General features: G+C 58.0%; 14 protein-coding genes. 5 read left to right on the top strand and 9 right to left on the bottom strand.

What is annotated here, in order from left to right; genetic code table 11:
* Positions 1–41: 41 nt before the first annotated feature.
* The 4 genes from ABEB25_RS01045 to ABEB25_RS01030 form a co-directional block, all read right to left on the bottom strand.
* The gene (locus ABEB25_RS01045) at positions 42–2972 is read right to left on the bottom strand and encodes a M28 family peptidase (RefSeq protein WP_345734515.1); all 2931 of its coding nucleotides are present in this window, start codon (positions 2970–2972) and stop codon (positions 42–44) included.
* A gap of 447 nt (positions 2973–3419) precedes the next feature.
* Positions 3420–4184 carry a 3-keto-disaccharide hydrolase gene (locus ABEB25_RS01040; protein WP_345734514.1) on the bottom strand — a complete coding sequence of 255 codons (765 nt, stop codon included), beginning with the start codon at positions 4182–4184 and terminating at the stop codon, positions 3420–3422.
* A 46-nt stretch (positions 4185–4230) separates the two neighbouring features.
* A complete protein-coding gene (locus ABEB25_RS01035) occupies positions 4231–4839 on the bottom strand; it encodes a phosphatase PAP2 family protein (protein ID WP_345734513.1) in 609 nt (202 codons plus the stop codon).
* The gene (locus ABEB25_RS01030; protein WP_345734512.1) at positions 4839–6407 is read right to left on the bottom strand and encodes an ArnT family glycosyltransferase; all 1569 of its coding nucleotides are present in this window, start codon (positions 6405–6407) and stop codon (positions 4839–4841) included. The genes ABEB25_RS01035 and ABEB25_RS01030 overlap by 1 nt, the downstream gene beginning before the upstream one ends.
* A gap of 123 nt (positions 6408–6530) precedes the next feature.
* Between ABEB25_RS01030 and ABEB25_RS01025 the strand changes: the two genes are divergently transcribed.
* Positions 6531–7085, top strand: coding sequence for a YqgE/AlgH family protein (locus ABEB25_RS01025; protein WP_345734511.1), 555 nt, complete (start codon positions 6531–6533; stop codon positions 7083–7085).
* Between the two features lie 122 nt (positions 7086–7207).
* Entirely contained in the window at positions 7208–7855 is a 648-nt protein-coding gene (locus ABEB25_RS01020; protein WP_345734510.1) for a transposase, read from the top strand.
* A 140-nt stretch (positions 7856–7995) separates the two neighbouring features.
* On the opposite strand, the gene ABEB25_RS01015 is transcribed toward ABEB25_RS01020, so the two are convergent.
* A complete protein-coding gene (locus tag ABEB25_RS01015) occupies positions 7996–10233 on the bottom strand; it encodes a heavy metal translocating P-type ATPase (protein WP_345734509.1) in 2238 nt (745 codons plus the stop codon).
* Positions 10234–10326: 93 nt separating this feature from the next.
* Between ABEB25_RS01015 and ABEB25_RS01010 the strand changes: the two genes are divergently transcribed.
* Positions 10327–11664 carry a DUF1552 domain-containing protein gene (locus ABEB25_RS01010; protein WP_345734508.1) on the top strand — a complete coding sequence of 446 codons (1338 nt, stop codon included), beginning with the start codon at positions 10327–10329 and terminating at the stop codon, positions 11662–11664.
* A gap of 27 nt (positions 11665–11691) precedes the next feature.
* Here ABEB25_RS01010 and ABEB25_RS01005 read toward each other — a convergent pair whose 3' ends face one another.
* Positions 11692–13125 (bottom strand): FAD-dependent oxidoreductase, encoded by a 1434-nt coding sequence (locus ABEB25_RS01005; protein WP_345734507.1) that lies wholly within the window; start codon positions 13123–13125, stop codon positions 11692–11694.
* 65 nt (positions 13126–13190) lie between these two features.
* Positions 13191–14636 (bottom strand): ATP-binding protein, encoded by a 1446-nt coding sequence (locus tag ABEB25_RS01000; RefSeq protein WP_345734506.1) that lies wholly within the window; start codon positions 14634–14636, stop codon positions 13191–13193.
* A gap of 185 nt (positions 14637–14821) precedes the next feature.
* Here ABEB25_RS01000 and ABEB25_RS00995 point away from each other — a divergent pair, with 185 nt between their 5' ends.
* Both ABEB25_RS00995 and ABEB25_RS00990 read left to right on the top strand, forming a co-directional pair.
* On the top strand, positions 14822–15766 hold the full coding sequence (locus ABEB25_RS00995) for a helix-turn-helix transcriptional regulator (RefSeq protein ID WP_345734505.1): 945 nt from the start codon (positions 14822–14824) through the stop codon (positions 15764–15766).
* Between the two features lie 109 nt (positions 15767–15875).
* Positions 15876–16247 carry a VOC family protein gene (locus ABEB25_RS00990; RefSeq protein WP_345734504.1) on the top strand — a complete coding sequence of 124 codons (372 nt, stop codon included), beginning with the start codon at positions 15876–15878 and terminating at the stop codon, positions 16245–16247.
* Positions 16248–16688: 441 nt separating this feature from the next.
* Here ABEB25_RS00990 and ABEB25_RS00985 read toward each other — a convergent pair whose 3' ends face one another.
* A complete protein-coding gene (locus ABEB25_RS00985) occupies positions 16689–18122 on the bottom strand; it encodes an FAD-dependent oxidoreductase (RefSeq protein ID WP_345734503.1) in 1434 nt (477 codons plus the stop codon).
* Between the two features lie 67 nt (positions 18123–18189).
* A complete protein-coding gene (locus ABEB25_RS00980) occupies positions 18190–19482 on the bottom strand; it encodes a Gfo/Idh/MocA family protein (RefSeq protein ID WP_345734502.1) in 1293 nt (430 codons plus the stop codon).
* Between the last annotated feature and the right edge of the window lie 15 nt (positions 19483–19497).

Genomic DNA, 19497 nt, shown 5'->3' with positions numbered 1-19497 from the left:
AGCAAGGTAGATGTTGCACCCGGAGAGTGCAGGATACTGTACTATTCGCGTGAGCCTGGAGTGATCTTCAGTTCGACCTCCTTGCCTTCGCGGATGACGGTGATGGAGGTTTCTTTACCGATCTTCAGTTCGCCCATGAGGGAGGTGTAATCATAGATGTTGAGAACGTCCTTCCCGGCGAGCTTGACGATGATGTCGCCGCCTTTGACACCCGCTTTGCCCGCAGGACCAATGGGGGACACGCCGCTGAGTTTCACGCCTTTGACGTCGCCCTGGGCATAGTCCGGGATGGTGCCAAGGTAAGCGCGCAGGCCGCCACGGCTGTCTTTGTTTTTCGGGGCCTCCATGGCCACGAAGTCGGGATTGGTATCCGCTGTGGCAACACCGCGTGCAATGAGGCCCATGAGTTTGGTGATCTTGGCGGCATTGACGTAGTCAATCTTGTCCGCTGTATCGCTGGGTTTGTGATAGTCCTCATGGCTGCCCGTGAAGGCATTCAGCGTGGGGATGCCACGCTGGTAAAAGATGGTGCTATCGGTCGGCAGGTAGGCATCGGTCTGCGTGGTGATGGGCAGGCCGATGGGGGCATTGCGTTTCTCGATTTCCTTCGGCCACCAGGTGCTGGAGCCGACCCCCTGAAGCACGAGCGTTTTCTGGAAACGGCCGATCATGTCCATGTTCAGGCAGGCGGCGAACATGCCGGTGAGCTTGCCATTCGGATCGCCCTTGAACATCTTGGCCAACGCCTCAACGTAGTGACTGCTGCCTAACAAACCGAGTTCTTCACCGGACCAGGTGGCGAAGATGACGTCACGGGTGAGCTTCACCTTGCCCTGCTTCTTTTGCTCGGCCAGCCATTGGGCGATTTCGATCACGCCGGCCACGCCGCTGGCATTGTCATCTGCACCATGGTGGATCTTGTTGGACTCATCCCCTTTGGCGCGTGAATTGCTGCCACCTTTGCTGCCCAGGTGGTCAATGTGGGCGCAAACGATGAGCGGGGCGACATGCGGGTCCGGTTTGTCCCGGGCAGGCAAAACGCTGATGACATTGCGTCCGGTTTTCTTTTCCTGACGAATGTCAATCTGGGCGCTGAACTTCAGGCCCTTGCAGTCAATGCCACCCATGAGATCGCCCGTATCCAGCTTGTCCTGAAGTTCCTTCAGGGTCTTGCCAGCAGGTTTCAGGAGGTCATTGGCCACGGCATCGGTGATGCTGATGGCGGCGAGGCCCGAGCTGGCCAGGGAGGCATCAAAGGACATGGGCACGAGCTGCTCCACCACCTTGCTATTCGGCCCGCTGACGATGATGAGGCCGCGCGCGCCTTTCTGGCGGGCGACGAGGGCTTTGTGGCGCAGGCTGGCGTAGCGAGTGAGTTCATTGCGCCGTTCCTGGGTGATTCCTTCCGGCAGGTAACGCAACACGAGCACCCATTTGTCCTTCACCTCCAAGTGAGCGTAGCTGCTGTAAGTCTCCATCTTTTTCCCGTTCTCGCTGGTGGCTTCATCGGGAGTTTCGATGCCGTAACCTGCAAAGACAATATCGCTGGCCGCCACTTCTCCTAACTGAGAGAATGACAAGGGACGCCAGTCTTTGTCGGTGACGAGGCTTTTGCCTTCAGGCTGGAGGGTCAAACGGTTACCATCGCCCAAGGCGACGCCAGCGGTGAATTCGAAGGGCTCGAACCATTCCTCGTCTCCATAGGGCACAAGGCCGATGCCTTTAAACACATCCGCCACATACTGGGTGGCCAGCTTTTCGCCAGGAGTGCCGGTGAGGCGGCCATCCATCGCATCGCTGGCGAGGTAGGTCACATGCTGGCGCAGGTCGGCCTCGGTCACCTCGCCCTGAGTGATGGCGAAATCGGGCTGTTCAGCCGGTTTGGCGATGTTGACCGTTGGCTCATCCTTGGCCAATCCCAGGGCTTTCCTCGCCGCTTCATGGTTCCAGTCGGCCAGGAAAATCTGGCTCTGGCCATTGCTGGTGCGGCCGGTGGTCCAGGAGAGTTTTTTGCCATCGGGCGTGAAGACTGGCAGACCGTCAAAACCATCCGTAGTGGTTACACGAACGGGGTCGTGCTTGCCTGCGGCATCCACGATGTAGAGCTCGAAATTGGCGAAACCATTGAGGTTGGTGGTGAAGATGAGGTAGTCGCCGCTGGGGTGAAAATATGGAGCCCAGCTCATGGCGCCCAGCTTGGTGATGGGGCGTGCATCGCTGCCATCGGTGTTCATTGTCCACACTTCCGCCACATCGCCCTTCGGGGTGAACCGGCGCCAGCAGATGCGTTTGCCATCGGCACTGAAAAAAGGTCCACCATCGTAACCGGGCACGTCGGTCAGCCGCTTCACGTTCTGGCCATCGGCATCACTCACGTAGATGTCCATGAAGTACTGCTTGTCCACCTTCAGGCGCTCCGCGTCTTCTTTGGACAGTTCCTTTTCATAGGCCGAGCGGTTGCTGGCAAAGACCAGTTGTTTGCCATCTGGAGACCAGCCGCCTTCGGCATCGTAACCGCGTGTCTTTGTCAGGTTTTTCAGGCTTTTGTCCGCCAGGGTGTACTCCCAGAGGTCGTAGTTTTCATCGTAGTCCCAGGAGTATTTGCGCACGCGGCTGGTGGCGCGGTCCTTGATTTCAGCCTCCTGCAGTTCCTTGGATTTCGGATCTGTGTGCGTGCTGGCGAAGAGGACCCGTTTGCCATCGGGATGGATCCATGCGCAGGTGGTCTTGCCCATACCAGGAGAGATGCGTTCCTGATCGCCCGTCTCCAGGTCCATGAGGTAGATCTGGTAAAAGGGATTGCCCTCCTCGCGCTCCGATTGGAAGACCATCTTTGTCCCATCGGCGCTGAAGTACCCTTCCCCGGCCCGGCGTCCTTCAAAGGTGAGCTGGCGGATGTTCGTGAGGTAATCGGCCTCCGTCTGGGCGAAGGCGGTGGTGAGGGTGAGGCAAAGTGAGACGAGCAGGCGCATGGCAGATAGGTCAGAACATACGCACGACGGGGCGTATTGCAGTCAAGGCAACGGCGGAGAATGAAATGCCATTGGAGCGAGATGGGGAAAAAGGCGAAAAAATCCCCATTTGGGGAAGAATCCTCATCAAGCCCCTGACAATCAACAAACTAGGATGGGGATTTTGATCCCCATGGCATCCCCAAAGATTCCCCATGCGATCCCCATGGGGAATGAACGATGTCAGCGCGTGCATTGAGGAAGGAAAGGAGGAGAACCTCCGGTGAACTGACAATATCCGGGAGGCACAAAGGGTGTGCAAGCCTGGGAAAGGCGACTTTGGGGGCGGGGTATTAGCCCGCTACTTGGGGCATGTACAAGCTGACGAAGTACTGCATCGAATCCGAAAGGGGATTTCGCCGAGCTAAAGCTCTGGAGTACTTTGGCTCCACCTGTTTCCAGCCTTGGCTAGAAATCCGTGTCTGGCGTGGCGAGGTCGAGTTCCTTGATCCAGGCGTTGCGGTAGCGGACGTCGTGGCCTTCGCACTGGAGCTTCAGGCCCTGGGGGGTATCGGTGATGCCTTTGCCACCGTCGTTGCCGCCATCCACACCGGAGTTGGGGCCGCCCCAGACTTGTTGGATCTCGACATTGGTGTGTACTTTCTGGCCATTGAAGTACATGGAGACGCGGGGTTTTTCGACCATGACACCGTCTTTGAAACGAGCGGCGCGGAAGGTGATGTCGTAGGCGTTCCATTTGCCGAGGCCCGCGAAGGCGTGGTAGGGCGAGTCGGTTTCATTAATCACAGCGCCCATGCCATGCTTGGTGCGGTCGCCTTCCTGGATCTGGATTTCGTAACGGTTTTGCAGATAGACGCCGCTGTTGCCACGAGGGTTCATAACGAGAAACTCGATGTGCAGACGGAAGTCGCGATAGGCCTTGTTGGTGACGATGTCCGCAGCGCCGTACTTGCCACCATCGGCAGCGCGATCATCGGTCATGATGCAGGTGCCGCCATTGATGGGATCTTCGACGACCTTCCACTTGATGGGCAGGGCGGAGGCAAAACGGGGGCCTTTCCAGTAGGTCCACTTGCTGTCCAGAGTTTCGCGGGTGCCGTCGAGGATGACCTCGGCTCCTTCAACGGGTTTGGCCCCGAGGCCGATGGGCTTGTCTTCAGCGTGGAGGGCTGTGACGAGGAGGAGGCAGGCGGAAAAGGTGCTTTTGAGCATGGTTGTCTCTACCAACGCTGTTCAGAGTCCTGAAATTCAGACGAACTCAGGCTCGGCCAAAACGTCTCTGCATGGCGCGGACTGCCCACACGGTGCTGAGCCCCACTAATACGCCGAGGGCCATGGAGGGAGGGATGTCCGAGGGCCAATGGGCGGCGACGTAGAGGCGGGAATAGGCCACCAGTGCGGCTAGGCCATACAGAAGGACGCCCCAACGGCGGTGGAAAAGCGCGACCACGGTGGCGAGGGCAAACATATTAACGGTGTGGCTGCTGGGGAAGGACTTGCCGCGAGTTTCCTTGCGAGGCTTGCTGGGGTGTTGCTCGGGCGCTTTGAACAGCCGCAGGATGTCGGGTTTGCCAGGTGCGAGGTCGCGGACAACGAGGCCTTCCACGGCATCGCGGGCACGGACGCGGCCGATGGTTTTCTTGAGCGTATTGGAGACGATGCCATCGCCGATGCCGATGGCCAGGGCGATGCAGAGGAGTAGCCAGCGGCCCTGTTTCCCACCACGCCAGAGAACGAGCATGGCCACGATGGCGAAGAGGGGAATCCAGGCATTGATGGCGGAAACAGCGGGCATCAGCCAATCCAGCACTGGATGGGTCCAGTCGAGATTGATGCGCTGCAGAAGCTGGAGGTCCCAGGGGAACATCAGGGGGCGGGAGCCGTGGGGGTGGCGGGGGCTTTGCCGGGTTTCACCCACTTGTGGAGTCTGTGGCCGAGGAAGACGTCAAAGATGCGGGGGTCGCCTTTGCCCAGAGTGACATTGACCTGGCCGAGGAACTCGATTTTTTCAAAGCAGGTGGAGATGGCGGGAAAAACGTTGCCGGGCTTTTCGCGGCCATTTTGGAAGATGAGGGCATCGTCTCCCAGGCGTTCCTCGGGTCCGGGCCAGACTTCATACTGGGACAGGACCTGGCCGGAGCGCTCCCACCGATAGACGCGCGGGTGCTGCGGCATGGTAAAGGCAAGTTGGGCGGCATCGGTCCGCAGATTGCTGGTAAGGACGAAGGTGTTTTGCGGGCGTGGGACGCGATCCAGGAAGGCTCCAGCTTGGCGGCCAGTTTCCGTCCAGCCGCACATCTCATGAAGTTTTTTGAGCTTCTTGTTCCCTTTCAGATCGGTGAGGAGGACCGCGCCCACGGCGAGATGGGCGAGGACAAAAAAGGCGATGCCGACGCGCAGGGGCCAGGTCTTCCAAAACGGGCGGGCCGTGAAGGGCAGCTTTCCAGTCAACCATGCGGCGAGAAGGATGAAGGCGGGCACATAAAAGACGGCAGGCCAGTTGGGATTGATCTCCTGCCGCAGGGACAGGCCCAGGATGGCGAGCAGGGCAGGCACGGAACAGAGCAGGAGGTAATGCGAGCGGCGATCCAACAAACGGCAAGATTTGACCGAGAGGAAGAGGACTGTCATCAACCCGGCAAAGGTTAAGGGAGAATACACCAAGGTTTGCAGCGCCGGATACTGAAGGGTGCGGCCGAGCCAGTCAACGAAGTCGAGCTTGTCTCCCTGAAAGTGGTGCTTGGTATGCTCCAGGGTGATCCAGTCGTGCTGGGTGTTCCACCAGAGGACGGGGGTGATAAAACCGGTACCGATGATGACGGTGAGCCAGAGGCGCGGGTTCCGCAGCAGGGCGCGATCCTGCCTGGACACGATGGCAAAGACGACCATGAGCAGAGGGAAAACGAGCATCATCTGCTTGCTCAAGGTGCCCAGGCCGATGGTCAGCGTGAGGGCTGCCCAGCGCCAGAGACAGGTGGGTTTTTCCATGGCCAGCCAGAACAGCAGCAGGGCCAGCGACCAGAAAAACAGGAGGGGGGCATCAATGGTGAAGAACAGATTCAGCCCGATGTTTCCCGGAGTAAATAGGATGAGCAGTGCGGCTAGGAAAGCGGTGGCGGAGCCAAAGAGGCGACGACTCAGCGCAAAAAGGGTGGCCAGGGTGGCCGTGCCGAAAAGCAGCGGTGCCAGGCGGATGCCCCATTCCGCATCGCCTGTGAGGCGACCGATGAGGCCCATGAGCCAGCCAATCATGGGTGGCTTGCTGAAGTAACCCCAGTCCAGGCGGCGGCCCCAGTCCCAGTAGTAGGCTTCGTCGCCAGCCAGATCGGCCTGGGAGGTGAAAAACAGCATGAAACCCAGGCGAAAGACCAAAACGCCCGCCAGCAGCCAGGCAAAACGGCGGTTCCAGAGAGCATCGGGGGAGGAGTCGGTCAAAGAGGTCAAGAGGGCAGGCTAGGCGGGGATTGGGCGCTGGCAAGATGTGGCATGTTCCGGTGCCGATGAATTTCCATGCAAAAGTGCAACGTTGGCCTTACCTGTGCGGTCAGAATCCACATCATGCCGACCACCCCCGACGCGCCGCCCCTCACCGGGAATCTGCTGCTGGCTGTGCCCTCCATGCAGGACCCGAATTTCAAACGCACGGTCATCTTTGTGGCTGCGCACAACCACGAGGACGGGGCCTTTGGCTATGTGCTGAACCGTCCACTGGACCAGCGTGTGGCCGACCTGCTGCCCGACCAGGACCTAGGCGCACTCGGCCAGGTGCCCGTGTACATTGGCGGCCCCGTGGCTACTGACAAGCTGGCGTTTGCCTCCCTGCAATGGAACCGGAAAAAGAGCACCCTCCGCTGCCAGACCCACCTTTCCGTGGCGGATGCCATCCATGAACTGAGCATGGGACATGAGGTGCGTGGATTTGTCGGTTACTCCGGCTGGTCGAGCGGCCAGATCGAGGGTGAGATCGAGCGCAAATCCTGGATCATTTCGCCTGCGAAAAAAGTCATTCTGGACGTCGAGCAACCTGCGGCCATGTGGGGTGCTGTTTTGGATGAGATGGGCCCTATCTACCAGCTCATGGCGAACACGCCTGAGCGAGTGGAGCTGAATTAAGGCATATCAAGTGATGCGGGCACTCTTGCCTGCAAAACCTGGGGCCAAGAGAGGCCATTATAGGAATGAGCACCGTCAAAGCAGTGCAGGCAGGAGTGCCCGCATCACTTATTTTTGCCTGAATGAAGGTCATTACACGAGCTGACTTCACGCCTTTTGATTGGGAGGCTGTCATGATTTCTCGACGCAGGAGACTCCCACATGTGACTTTACCAGGAGCCATTTATTTCGTGACATTTCGACTCGGCGATGCAGTACCTTTGGAAGTGCCACAGCAGTGGAAACAAGCACGCACGGCATGGTTGGAGCAAAATCCGCCGCCCTGGTCCGAAGAGACCGAAAAGGAATATCACCGCCGTTTTACGATGCGAATGGAAAAGTATCTGGACGCTGGGTACGGGGCTTGTGATCTACGCACAGAAAATCTACGTGAAGAGGTGCTGGCGAGCTTGTACCACGATGATGGTCGCCACTATGATCTAGGCGATGTGGTGATCATGCCTAACCATGTGCATGTTTTATTAAAACCGCTTTCGCCAACACCCGTCTCGAAGTTGATGGGGCCTGCCAAAGGAGCGAGTGCGAGACGGATCAACCAGATGACCGGCAGGTCAGGTGTGCTATGGATGGACGAGTCCTTTGACCACATCGTGCGCAGCCTGGAATCACTGAAAAAATTTCAGCGCTATGTGGCAGACAATCCCACCAAGGCAGGTCTGCCGAAAGGAGCTTATTTCTATGAACAACGATGGGAGATTCGGGACGAGTGAGGTTACATTTTTCCGACGCCGGGCTTTGAGAAGTGATGCGGGCACTCTTGCCTGCAAAACGAGGGGCCAAGAAAGACACTTTGGGAAATGAGCGCCGTCAAAGCAGTGCAGGCAGGAGTGCCCGCATCACTTTTGCTGAATTAACCTTCTTTTACAAACAGGAGGCGCAGGCTGTTGAGGCACACGATGACGGTGCTGCCCTCATGGGTGAGCACACCGAGCGTCAAGGGGACGAGGCCGAACAAGGAGGCGACGGCCATGATGATGACGGAGCCCAGGGAGATGGCCAGATTTTGCCGGATGATGCGGCGGGCCTGTTGGCTGATGTGGCGGGCAGACAGGAGCTTTTCGATCTTGTCCTGCATCAGGACGACATCCGCCTGCTCCAGCGCGGCATCACTGCCACGAGCGCCCATGGCGATGCTGACGTAGGCGGCAGCCAGACTGGGGGCGTCGTTCACGCCATCGCCCACCATGGCCACCTTTTTCCCCTCGAGAGTCAGCTCGCGGATGGCTTTCACTTTGTCTTCGGGGTGCAGACCGGCGCGTACATCGGCCACGCCCAATTCCTCCGCCACCTGCACCGCGGCGGCGCGGCGGTCCCCGGTGAGCATGATGGTGCGCACGTTTTCAGCCGCCAAGGTGGCGAGCACGGCCTTGCTGCCGCTGCGGATTTCATCCTTCAGCAGCACCCGGCCCATGGTCTGGGCATTCAGAACCCAGACTTCGGAGAAGCCCAGGGGCGCATCCGGCACATCTTTTAACCAGCGGGCAAAGTCGCCCTGGTTCATCAGCTCGCGCCGGCCCACGTAGGTGACGCCATCTTTGGTTAGGCCACGAAGACCCTGGCCAGGGATGGACTGGAACTCCTGCAACTCGCCCGGCTCGATCCCCTGCTCTTTGGCATGACGTGTGATGGCATGGGCGATGGGGTGATTGGAATTGGCATCCAGCGTCACGCACAGGCGCAACACATCCGTCTCACGTCCCGGAGGAAAGCTTTCCACGAGGGCTACCTTCAAATTACCCTCCGTCAGTGTGCCCGTTTTATCCATGGCGATGACGTCCACCTCGGCCAGTTTTTCGATAGCGGCACCGCCACGGAAGAGAATGCCACGCCGCGCCCCCCAGGCGATGGCCGCCAAGATGGCGGAGGGAATGGAGAGCACCAGGGCACAGGGGCTCATGACCACCAGCAACGTCATGGCACGGTAGAAAGCCGACTTTGAGGCCTCCGTATTTTCAAAGGGAGGTATGCCCAAGGCCAGCCACCAAACCAGGAACATGATCGCGACGGTTGCGAGGGTGAGCAGTGTGTAGTTGGTGCCAAAGCGATCCGTGAAACGCTGACTGGGAGCCCGCAGATGCTGGGCGGTCTGGATCATGGTGATGATCTTCGCCAAGGCGCTTTGGGTGGCGAGACGGTCCACACGCATCTGGATGAGCCCCCAGAGATTCAGGGTACCCCCGAAGACCTCGGCCCCCACAGCTTTATCAATCGGCACAGCCTCACCAGTAAGGGTGGATTCATCGGCGGCCGACTCCCCCAGTGTGATGGTGCCATCCACAGGGAAAAGTTCGGCTGGGCGGACCTGCAGTACATCGCCAATGCGCAAAGCGGAAACTGCACGCTCTTCGGTTTTGCCATCGGGCAACAACACGCGAGCATGCTTGGGAGCTGCCTTGGTCAGGGCATTGATCTCTCGATGGGTGCGATGAAGTACATAATGCTCAAGAGCACCGGAGGTGGAGAAAAGGAAGAGCAGCAAGGCCCCCTCTTCCCAGGCACCAATGGCCACAGTGCCCGCCGCCACAGCCAGCATGAGGAAATGCACGTCCAGGCGCTTCTCTTTGAGGTTTTCCCACGCATCCTTGGCCGCATCCCAGCCGCCACTGATAAGGGCGACACCGAACAAACTTTGCACCAACCAAGCAGGCGAAGAAAAAACCTTTTCGGCAAGCAAGCCACTCACGAGCGCCACCCCACAGATGGCAGCCTGAACGGCCATCTCCTTCCATTCCTCCTCGCTTTGACGCTCGATTTCCTCGGCCTCGGGCCACTCGAAATCACGCCATTTCCAAAAACGCGGTGCTGTGATGCAGCTCGGTTTTTGCAGGGTCAGCTCGCCCTTTTTGCTGGTCAGCGTCAGACCGCTGACCGTCGCATTGGAGGTAGTGACCAGTATTTTCGCATCCAGAGCCCGAAGAACTTCATTGAGCTGTGCCTGGAGCAACGCCGCATCAACGTGCCCCAGCGTGGCGATCTGGACACTGCGCTCTTCGGGGTTTAGGCGAATGGCCTCCACCCCTTGCTGTTCGAGAAGGAAATCCGCCAGAGCGTCTGTCCACGAGGTGTCTAGCGAGGTCAAATCAGCCATGGGCTGGAAAATACGCGGGATCGGGCATATTGCTACCTGGCTTATTGGCCGAAAACTTGCGCCCTTTTGCGACGTAGTATCTGTATCCCCCCAATGAAAAGCTCTTCCCAGTTCTCCCGTCGCCAGTTTTTACGTGGTGCCGGCATCATGCTCGGCCTGCCGTGGTTTGAGTCGGTGTCGTCCTTTGGCGCTCCGGTGGTCAAAGGCACGCCACAAGCCCCCCGGCGTCTGGGCATCTGCTTTTTCGGCAATGGGGTGAACCCTCATCACTGGGGTGCTTCGAACAGCCCCGGCGGCCTAGAGTTTCTGCAAACGCTGAAGCCGCTGGAGCCCGTAAAGACCAAGGTGATGGTCTTCAAGGGACTGTGGAATCCCTCCACAGTGGCGGGCCCAGGTGGCCACTACCCGAAGATGAACATCCTTTCTGGCCTGAAGGTGAAGCAAACCACCACGGACGTGGAAGTGGGGCTGACCATGGATCAGATCATCGCTAACAAGATCGGCCAGCAAACGCCGGTGGCCAGCCTAGCTATTGGCACGGAAGGCCCTAAGTACAGCACCGACAGCGGTTACACTTCCCTTTACTCCGCCTACCTTTCCTGGAGCAGTCCCACGACACCGGCCCCCAAGGAAATCTATCCGCAACAGGCCTTTGACCAACTCTTTGACGACGGCAGTAAACGTGCCCGTGACAAGAGCGTACTGGACCTGGTGATGCAGGATGCCAGCAGCCTCCGGGGCAAGCTGAGCCGTCGCGATGGCCAGAAGCTGGACGAGTATCTCACCTCCGTCCGGGATCTGGAGCAGCGCATCGAACGTTCCGAAAAACTCAGCACGGCTGAGGCCACGACCCGAGGCTGGCAACCAAGCGTGAAGACACCCTGGCTAGCCCGCCCTGCTTCGGGCATTCCTGCCCAGCAGGAGGAGCATGTGAAACTCATGCTCGATATCATGGTGTTGGCATTCCAGATGGATCGCACTCGCGTGGTGACGAACATGCTGACGAACGATCTTTCTAACATGAACTTCGGCTTCCTAGGCGTAAAAGGCGGTCAGCATGAGCTGTCTCACCATGCCAATGATGCTGATCGTCTGGCCTCCTACCAAAAGGGCAATGAATACATGGTGAAGGTGTGGTCCGAGGCCCTGCAGAAAATGGAAGCGACCAATGAAGGTGAACGAACCCTGCTGGATAACAGCATGATCATGCTGACCTCGAGCCTTTACGATGGCAATGCCCACGACTCCACCCAGCTTCCCCTCATCCTTGCCGGTGGTGGTGGCGGCACCCTGCGCGGAGGCCGGTACTTCGATTACAGCAAGGATCCGAACCGCAAGCTCTGCCGCCTGCATTTGGCCATGATGGAACGTATGGGCGTGAAGACGGATCACTTTGGCGATGCCGACAATCCACTGCCTGATCTGGCGTGATCTGGGAGCTCTGCCCGAGGGTGGGATTTACACCCGCTGGCCTATGGTTTTGAGCTTCGCCTCGGCCTCTTTCCACTCTACCTCGTGGGGTAGGCGCTTGGACACGGCGGCCAGTGCTGCGGTGACGCCAGCGGCTTCGCCCATGGCGACGGCATTGCCCGTGACACGGTAGCTGGCGTGAGCCACGAAATCGCCACTGATGCAGCGGCCTGCCATCATGAGGCCGTCCACATCCTTGGCAATGAGCGCACGCAGAGGAATGTCATAGGGGGTGAATTTCTTCACTCCACCCCGCTCGATGGTAAGCTGGTCATTGTCTTTCTTGGACTTCGCGTGGATATCCACACCGAAGGTCACCCGGGCGACGCCGTCTTCATGGCGAGCTCCATTAACGAGATCGTCCTTCACCACGGTGTAACGGCCATGGATACGCTTGCCATCCCGCACGCCGATCTGCTCCGCCGTGGCGATGACCTGGAAACCGTCCCACACACCACCCAACTTCCGCAGGGCACGGGTGATGGCAAAGATCTCTTTGCGCGCACGAACGGTAGCGGCCGTGAGGGCATCGGCATCATCTGGCCGGATGCCATACTCATGGTTAGCCATGATGAGCACCACATTGTCCCGCACATGGAAAATAGTAGGCATGCCATAGGAGGGATCAATGCCTGCCTTTTGAATGTCGGCCTTGAAGTTTTTGGTGGCCTCCACATGCCATTTCAGGTCACCTTCATAAAAGGAGATGTACTTCTGCATCTGCGTGACGTCTTTCACCACGGCCAGGGCATTCATGGTGAGCGGCTGGCACAGGCACTGGCTGGATTTGTCCTGCCCCATGTCCCCCAGATCCCAGGAGCAGCCGGCCAAGGCCCCGAGCACCCCATCGCCCGTGGTATCGATAAAGACGGGCGCGCGCCAAGCCTCGCGGCCTGAGGGAGATTCCGTGATGACGGTGCTGAGGCGTTTGCCCTCTTTGTAGGCGGCCACAGCCCGTGTTTGCAGGCGGAATTTCACCCCGGCGTCCACGCAGAGATCTTCCAGCAACAGCTTCATTTCATCGGGCTCATACACAAAGCGGCCATTGTCACTGCCGCGTCGGGCACCACGCTCATCCAGCTTGGCGATGATCTCGCGAGTGAGGCCCGGTTTATCAAAGTCAAAGATCCAGGTCAGCAGCCCGGCGGTCCATACACCGCCCAGGCAACCATGCACCTCAAACAAGCGCACCTTAGCCCCTGCACGCGCCGCCGTGATGGCAGCCGCCACACCCGCTGGCCCGGCACCACAAACAATGACATCCGCATCCTGCACACAGGCCAGATCATGCCCTGGTTCTGCAAAGCGTGAAGGGTCCACGTGCGTCGCCGCTGCAGCTTGGCCGAGTGCGGGAGCCGCAAGAACACCTCCCAAAGCGGTTTGAAAAAAATGGCGGCGATTGAGGTCGGTCTTAGCAGGCATGGCAAATAAATACTGAGCCGACATGGGGGCTCTTGCCAAGAACGATTGAGAGCAAGAGAAGGACTTCACAAAGACAGCAAAGGGCCTTCATAAAGAAGGACGTTTTCTTTCTTGGCGACTCGTGTCAGCTCCGCCGTAAAACCAGATTTTGAAAACAAGACAAAGTGCTTCTTCCACTTTTTGAGACGCGGGAAGCTCTCCGCCTTGGCCAGCAATTCCGTCAGTGTGGATATGTCCATTTTGCGGGTGTTCCAGCGGCACTCACCAAACAAGGCCGTTTGCGATTTGCGGCTGATGGCAAAAACATCCACGTCAGCACGTGGGGTCCAGGCACGCCCCACGGTGTCCGGTTTGAAAGGCAGTTTCCCAGCCAAACCAAGAGCCTCCAAATGACGGCGTGCCAACTCCTCATAACCCGTTTTACCCACGTAAGCATCAAAGCGCTGGGTTATTTTTTCCATGTGCTCCGTCATCCGGTTTCTCTCTACCAGATCTGGATGAGGATGAATGAATTCAAAATGAAAGCGCATGAAGGGATCGCGGATCTCATATCGACTGAGGCGAGTCTGCGCCACATTGGGAGCCTCGGCTGACTGCACCCGGCGCACCAGTTTGAGAGCCAGGAGATGATGCAGGTATTTGCCCACATGCGTGATTGGCAGCCCTGTGATTTTAGCAATGGTCACAGGTGTGCGTAACCCACCGCCAATGGCCTCCAGCAAGCCCAAATAAGTACGCGGCTCGGCGATTTCATCATGAATCAAAAACAAGGCCTCATGCCTGAACAAAGTAGCCGGAGACAGCAACAGTTCGCGAATGTTAGTTAGCACAGGCGACCGGTCATCCCACATCTCCAGGTACTTTGGCACCCCACCCAGCACGCTGTAGGTTTCGACAATCTGGGATGCACTGTAGTGCGGTAGAAATTGACTGAGATGGGCCGGCGAAACCTCATCAAGCAACAGCGAAGCCGTGGCGCGACCATAGAGCGGCTGCTTGGGAGTAAAAAACTGCTCATGCATCATGTGATACTGGGAGCCGCACAAAATCAGTTTGAGCTGAGATCCTTGTTTATGCCCATCCCAGATTTTTTGCAGCAATGATGCGAGACCAGGGACACTTTCCAGCAGGTACGGAAACTCATCAATCCCCGCCACCAAAGCCTCCGTTTTGGCGAGAGCAAACATCTGCTTAAAGGCATCCTCCCAGGTGGCAAAGCTAAGCCGAGCCGCAATTTCAGCCTCAAGACAAGAAGCTAAGGCTTCAGAAAAACTGCGCAGCAGGATCTCGGGCGTACTGCGATGAGCCACCCAGTAAAAACCACGAATTTTCGTCCGGGGACGCCCAGACATCCAGTGGGTGATCAACGCGGTCTTGCCTATCCGCCGCCTTCCATAGACCACCATGAACTGTGCACCAGCCTTACGGCGAAAGGCATCCAACAAACCAATCTCCTCCTGACGATTCACAAAAACCGGGCGGTCCAGCATTGGATATTCTTCAAGTGACATAATTTTTAATATACTCACAATGTCACTTGTTCAAGACCTCATTCTTAGCTTATTTTTACCCAACAATTACTACATTGTGTAATATACTCATGTTGTCACTTGTTGTAAAAGTCGTTTTATGACTGCATTCGCTTCTTGTGCGATGAAAAATCTGCGGCCAGTTTTAAGGCTCGTCTCCCCACTCCATGAATCGCATTGACCGCCTCACGGGCATGATCCTGCTGCTGCAAAGCCACCGCGTCATCACGGCGGAGCAGATTGCCGAGCACTATGAAATGAGCGTGCGCACGGTGTATCGGGATCTCGCGGCGCTGGGTGAGGCAGGGGTGCCCATCGTGGCAGAGGCGGGGGTGGGCTACAGCCTCATGCGCGGCTATCACATGCCGCCCGTGATGTTCACTGAGCATGAGGCCAGTGCCCTGTTCATGAGTGGTGAGGTGACGGAACAGGTAGCGGATGATTCTCTGCGAGGCTCCCTGCGCTCCGCCTTGCTCAAGATCCGGGCCGTCCTGCCCAAGGAACGTCAAGATCAACTGAATCGGCTCAAGAATGCGGTGGGCGTGTGGATCTCCTCGCCTCGCAAGGATGATGAACAGCGTTCCATCATGCCGCTGCAGCAGGCGGTTATCCACCGCCGCTGTGTGAGCCTGGGCTACAATGCCGGAGGACGTGGCGAGATCACCAGCCGCACGGTGGAGCCGCTGGGCATGATGTTTTACGCGCGGGAGTGGCACCTCATCGCCTACTGCCGCCTGCGAGGTGATTTTCGCGACTTTCGGCTAGACCGGATGGTACGCTGGGAAGTGCTTACCGAAGGCTTCCAGGGGCATGAGGGCTTCTCTGTGAAGACCTTTCTTGCCAACACTCTGGACGAGCATGAAATCGTGCCGACCACGGTCCTTTTCAGCCCCGCCATCATGGATCGGGTGCGGCGTGAGATGCCCTGCACGTGTGCCCCGGAGCAGGTGCAGCCCGATGGGCGTACGCGGATTGAGCTGCTGGCCTGGTCTCAGGAATGGCTGATCGGCTGGCTTATGAGCCTGGGCCCACAGGCAGTGGTGGAGCATCCGCCCGCGATGCGGCAGCAGATGCGGGAGGCAGCGCTGAAGATGGCAGCCTTGCATACCTGAAGTTTTTTCAGTCATTCAGAATCACTCCTGACATAGGGTTGTCAGTCGCCCCTGCTTTCATGTGGGTGTCCTGCAAAAACAGCAGGCCTGAACTCCAATCCCACACACCATGAAAAACAACGCCATCAACTGGTTCGAAATCTTCGTCGCCGATCTCAGCCGCGCCCGCGCTTTTTACGAAACCATCCTGAACGCCAAGCTCCAAGACGCTGGCATGGACTGCTGCGAGATGGCCATCTTCCCCTATGACAACATGCAGGGCATCGGCGGTGCCCTGACCAAAATGGAAGGCTGCAATCCCGGCCCTGGTGGCTCCATGGTTTACCTCAATGTCGAAGGCGACCTCGACGGAGTGCTCTCGCGCATCTCAGCGGCCGGAGGCAAGGTGATCCGCGACCGTTTCGCCATCCCTCCCCATGGTTTCATTGGCATCCTTGAAGACACCGAAGGCAACGTGCTGGGGCTGCACAGCATGGTTTAAACTTACCCGGTCAATGTTCACGGTCTGAGGGATATTGATCACCTCAGGCTGCTGAATATCTAGGCTAACGCCTCATCACAGCCAAAGACTATGCTACCACTAGATAATCTGCGAGGGAGCGCCCCGCACAAGAAGCTGGATGGTAAGTTGTGCAGAAAACCCATTCCCTCACCTCTTGATCATCAATCATAATTCGAGGCTTGGGTAAGAAGGCGACGAAACAATCCGTTATCCCGAGCTCAGCAGCAGTCTCCTTGCAATATTCGGCTCCACCTGCACTCCAAAGGTACAATTCAGCTCCATCCGCTTTAAGTCGCCTCACATGCTCGACCATTGCGACCATGGGTATCCGCTTCGTTCCCACACTGCGAATCAGGGTGTCATCAACATCAATGTAAACAACCATGGGGTAGAGGTCTGCTGATGGCTAAAAGTCTAATCTCAAACGCGCTGATTCATCTCGCGTAGCTTGGCCTCCCCCTCAGCCCACGTCACCTCATGGGGCAGGCGCTTTGACGTGGCAGCAATTGCGGCTACCACGCCTGCACCTTCTCCCATGCCCACGGCATTGCCGGTCACCCGATAGCTGGAGTGGGAAATGAAGTCACCGCTGATGCAGCGCCCTGCCATCATGAGGCCATCCACGTCGGCGGCGATCATGGCGCGCAGAGGGATGTCATAGGGCTTCACTTTGATTTTGGTGGCATGAATGGGTGCCTGCTTATTGTGATCCGCCGTGGTGGCATGGACATCCACCCCAAAGCTGGCCCGGGTGACCCCATCTTCATGGCGGGCACCCACAATCAAGTCGTCCTGCTTCACCGCATAACGGCCCACGATGCGGCGACCATCCCGCACGCCGATTTGTTCCGCCGTGGCGACGATTTGAACGCCCTCCCATGCTCCCCCGAGGCTGCGCAGTCCGTTGATCATCTTGTGCATCTCCGCGCGAGCCCGCACCGTGGCGGCAGTGATCTCCGCCGCATCCCAGGGCTTAATCCCATACTCATGATTAAACATGGCAAACACCAGATTGCCATGCACATGCCACAGCGTGGCCCCTGCATAGGAAGGGAAATGCCCCGTGCTGGCGATGGTTTCCTTGATGAGCTTTTTCTTATCCGCATCTTTGTTCTCATCAGGCTTAGGCACACCGAAGCGGACAAACTCCCGCATCTGCTCGACATCCTTCACCATCAGCAGAGCATTCAGCGACATGGGCTGGCAGGGACACTCGGCGGCCTCGCCGATTTCAAACTGGCAGCCAGCCTGTGCTCCCAGGTCGCCATCACCGGTGGCATCAATGAAAATGGGGGCGGTCCAGGCTTGGCGACCGGATTTGGACTCTGTCACAATCGTGGTTAGGCGACGACCTTCTTTAAAAGCGGCTGCCACGCGGGTATGGAGCTGGAATTTCACGCCCGCCTCCACACAAAGTTCCTCCAGCAGTTGCTTCAAAGCCTCGGGATCATAACAGAACCGGGAGGTGCTGGTGGAATTCGCTCGAGCTCCTCGTGCGTCCAGTTTATCGCGCAATTCCTTAGCGAAACCCGGTTTGTTAAAGTCGAGAAAATAACCCAGCAGCCCCGCTGTCCACACCCCGCCCAGGCAGCCACGCCATTCAAACAGGCGCACACGTGCTCCCGCCCGTGCAGCCGTAATGGCCGCCGTCACCCCAGCAGGCCCTGCACCGCAGACGATGACATCTGCATCCTGCACCAGAGGCAGTTCATGGGCAGGCTCCTGAAAAACGCCCGGTTTGGCTTCCCCCTCCTCTGCGGCCAGCGTCAGTCCAGTCGGCAGAATGGCCCCGGAAAGGGCAGCACGAAGAAAGGCGCGACGTTTAAAATCGGAGGAGGAAGTGAGGTCAGACATGGCAGGATATGACAAACGCTGCCACGCACCTGCGTTTTACCAAAGGTTTTCCTCGCCTGGGCATGCCCTAAACCACAGGCAGTTTCCAATCGCCACGCAATTCACGGCACTGCATCAGTCGATTGGCCTCTTGATCGGCACCAAAGTCTTCCTTCTCCGGATTCCACGTCAACTTGCGCTGCGTCTTGAGACAGATGGAGGCGAGCTGAGGCAGGGTGTCACTACGTAGAGCGGTTTCGATGTCGCAGATGGTCTTGGTCTTCCCCTGGATGGCATCCACAAAATTGCGAGTGTGCTCCAGGCTCACGGGCAGTTTGATCGGCATGGCACCCACTTTGTTGGCGGGGTCTCGAAGTAGCTCGGGATTACTGGCCGTGATGACGCCTCGTTTTACATGGACCCAGCCTTTTTCACCGATGAATCGCGCCCCATGCGCCACTTCCGCGCTTTCATTGGCAAAGAGGATGGGAGCCGCAGCGGCGTATTCAAAACGCACCTGCCAGGAGAGTGCGGTATCGCACCCGCCTGACTCCGGATAAAGGGCGCTGCCTTCAACGCTGACTGGCCCGGAATGATCTGTGCCATTGCCCCACTGGGCGATGTCCAGATGGTGGATGCCCCAACAGGAAATCATGCCCAGGGAAAAGGCACGGATGTTTTCGTGATTGTCACGCTTCAGTTTTTCTTCATGGAAGGATGACATCGGTGCCGGGCCTACCCAGCGATCCCAGTCCACATGCTCAGGCACGGGTTGCTCGGACCAAACTGGAGCCGTTTTTCCACCGGGTACGCCTACCTGAATCTCGCGCAATTTGCCCAATCGGCCATTTTGAGCCAGCTCCGCCGCCCAGCGGAATTTTAAATCCGAACGCTGCTGGGTCCCGAACTGAAAGGTCACCCCCATCTTCTTCACGGCCGCGCGCACCAGCTTGGACTCCTGCAAGGACAAGGCCATGGGTTTTTCATGGTAGATGTGCTTACCGTTCAGAACGGCATCCGCCGAGGGAATGCTGTGCCAGTGCACTGGCAGCGCCATCAGCACCGCATCCACCCCGGGATCTCGATTGAGTTCCCGGAAGTCTGAATACACGCGGGCATCGGCCTTGCCATATTTTTCCTTGAGGTAGTAGCCATTGGCTTTCTCGATGTTCTTGCGGTTCACGTCGCAGAGCGCCACCACGCGTACATCGTCGTGGTTTAAGAAGGCGCGCAGGTCCACCATGCCCTGAGACCCGCAACCGATGACCCCCAGGGTGATTTTGTTCGAAGGAGCAGTCTGCGAACGCAGCACATGCGCGGGTACAATCCAGGGGGCGATGCCCGTAGCGAGGATGGTCTTAAGCGAGGAGCGACGATTCATGGAGACTTTATACCG

Origin of the sequence: Prosthecobacter algae (genome assembly GCF_039542385.1) — a bacterium.
In the GTDB taxonomy this organism is placed as follows: domain Bacteria; phylum Verrucomicrobiota; class Verrucomicrobiia; order Verrucomicrobiales; family Verrucomicrobiaceae; genus Prosthecobacter; species Prosthecobacter algae.
Note: the sequence above shows the minus strand (reverse complement) of the source record. Positions and strands in the feature narration are given on the sequence as shown.

Excerpts from the sequence above, each read along its gene's own strand:
- ABEB25_RS01045 (WP_345734515.1), bottom strand. The coding sequence starts at position 2,972 with ATGCGCCTGCTCGTCTCACTTTGCCTCACCCTCACCACCGCCTTCGCC.
- ABEB25_RS01040 (WP_345734514.1), bottom strand. The coding sequence starts at position 4,184 with ATGCTCAAAAGCACCTTTTCCGCCTGCCTCCTCCTCGTCACAGCCCTC.
- ABEB25_RS01035 (WP_345734513.1), bottom strand. The coding sequence starts at position 4,839 with ATGTTCCCCTGGGACCTCCAGCTTCTGCAGCGCATCAATCTCGACTGG.
- ABEB25_RS01025 (WP_345734511.1), top strand. The coding sequence starts at position 6,531 with ATGCCGACCACCCCCGACGCGCCGCCCCTCACCGGGAATCTGCTGCTG.
- ABEB25_RS01020 (WP_345734510.1), top strand. The coding sequence starts at position 7,208 with ATGAAGGTCATTACACGAGCTGACTTCACGCCTTTTGATTGGGAGGCT.
- ABEB25_RS01015 (WP_345734509.1), bottom strand. The coding sequence starts at position 10,233 with ATGGCTGATTTGACCTCGCTAGACACCTCGTGGACAGACGCTCTGGCG.
- ABEB25_RS01010 (WP_345734508.1), top strand. The coding sequence starts at position 10,327 with ATGAAAAGCTCTTCCCAGTTCTCCCGTCGCCAGTTTTTACGTGGTGCC.
- ABEB25_RS01005 (WP_345734507.1), bottom strand. The coding sequence starts at position 13,125 with ATGCCTGCTAAGACCGACCTCAATCGCCGCCATTTTTTTCAAACCGCT.
- ABEB25_RS01000 (WP_345734506.1), bottom strand. The coding sequence starts at position 14,636 with ATGTCACTTGAAGAATATCCAATGCTGGACCGCCCGGTTTTTGTGAAT.
- ABEB25_RS00995 (WP_345734505.1), top strand. The coding sequence starts at position 14,822 with ATGAATCGCATTGACCGCCTCACGGGCATGATCCTGCTGCTGCAAAGC.
- ABEB25_RS00990 (WP_345734504.1), top strand. The coding sequence starts at position 15,876 with ATGAAAAACAACGCCATCAACTGGTTCGAAATCTTCGTCGCCGATCTC.
- ABEB25_RS00985 (WP_345734503.1), bottom strand. The coding sequence starts at position 18,122 with ATGTCTGACCTCACTTCCTCCTCCGATTTTAAACGTCGCGCCTTTCTT.
- ABEB25_RS00980 (WP_345734502.1), bottom strand. The coding sequence starts at position 19,482 with ATGAATCGTCGCTCCTCGCTTAAGACCATCCTCGCTACGGGCATCGCC.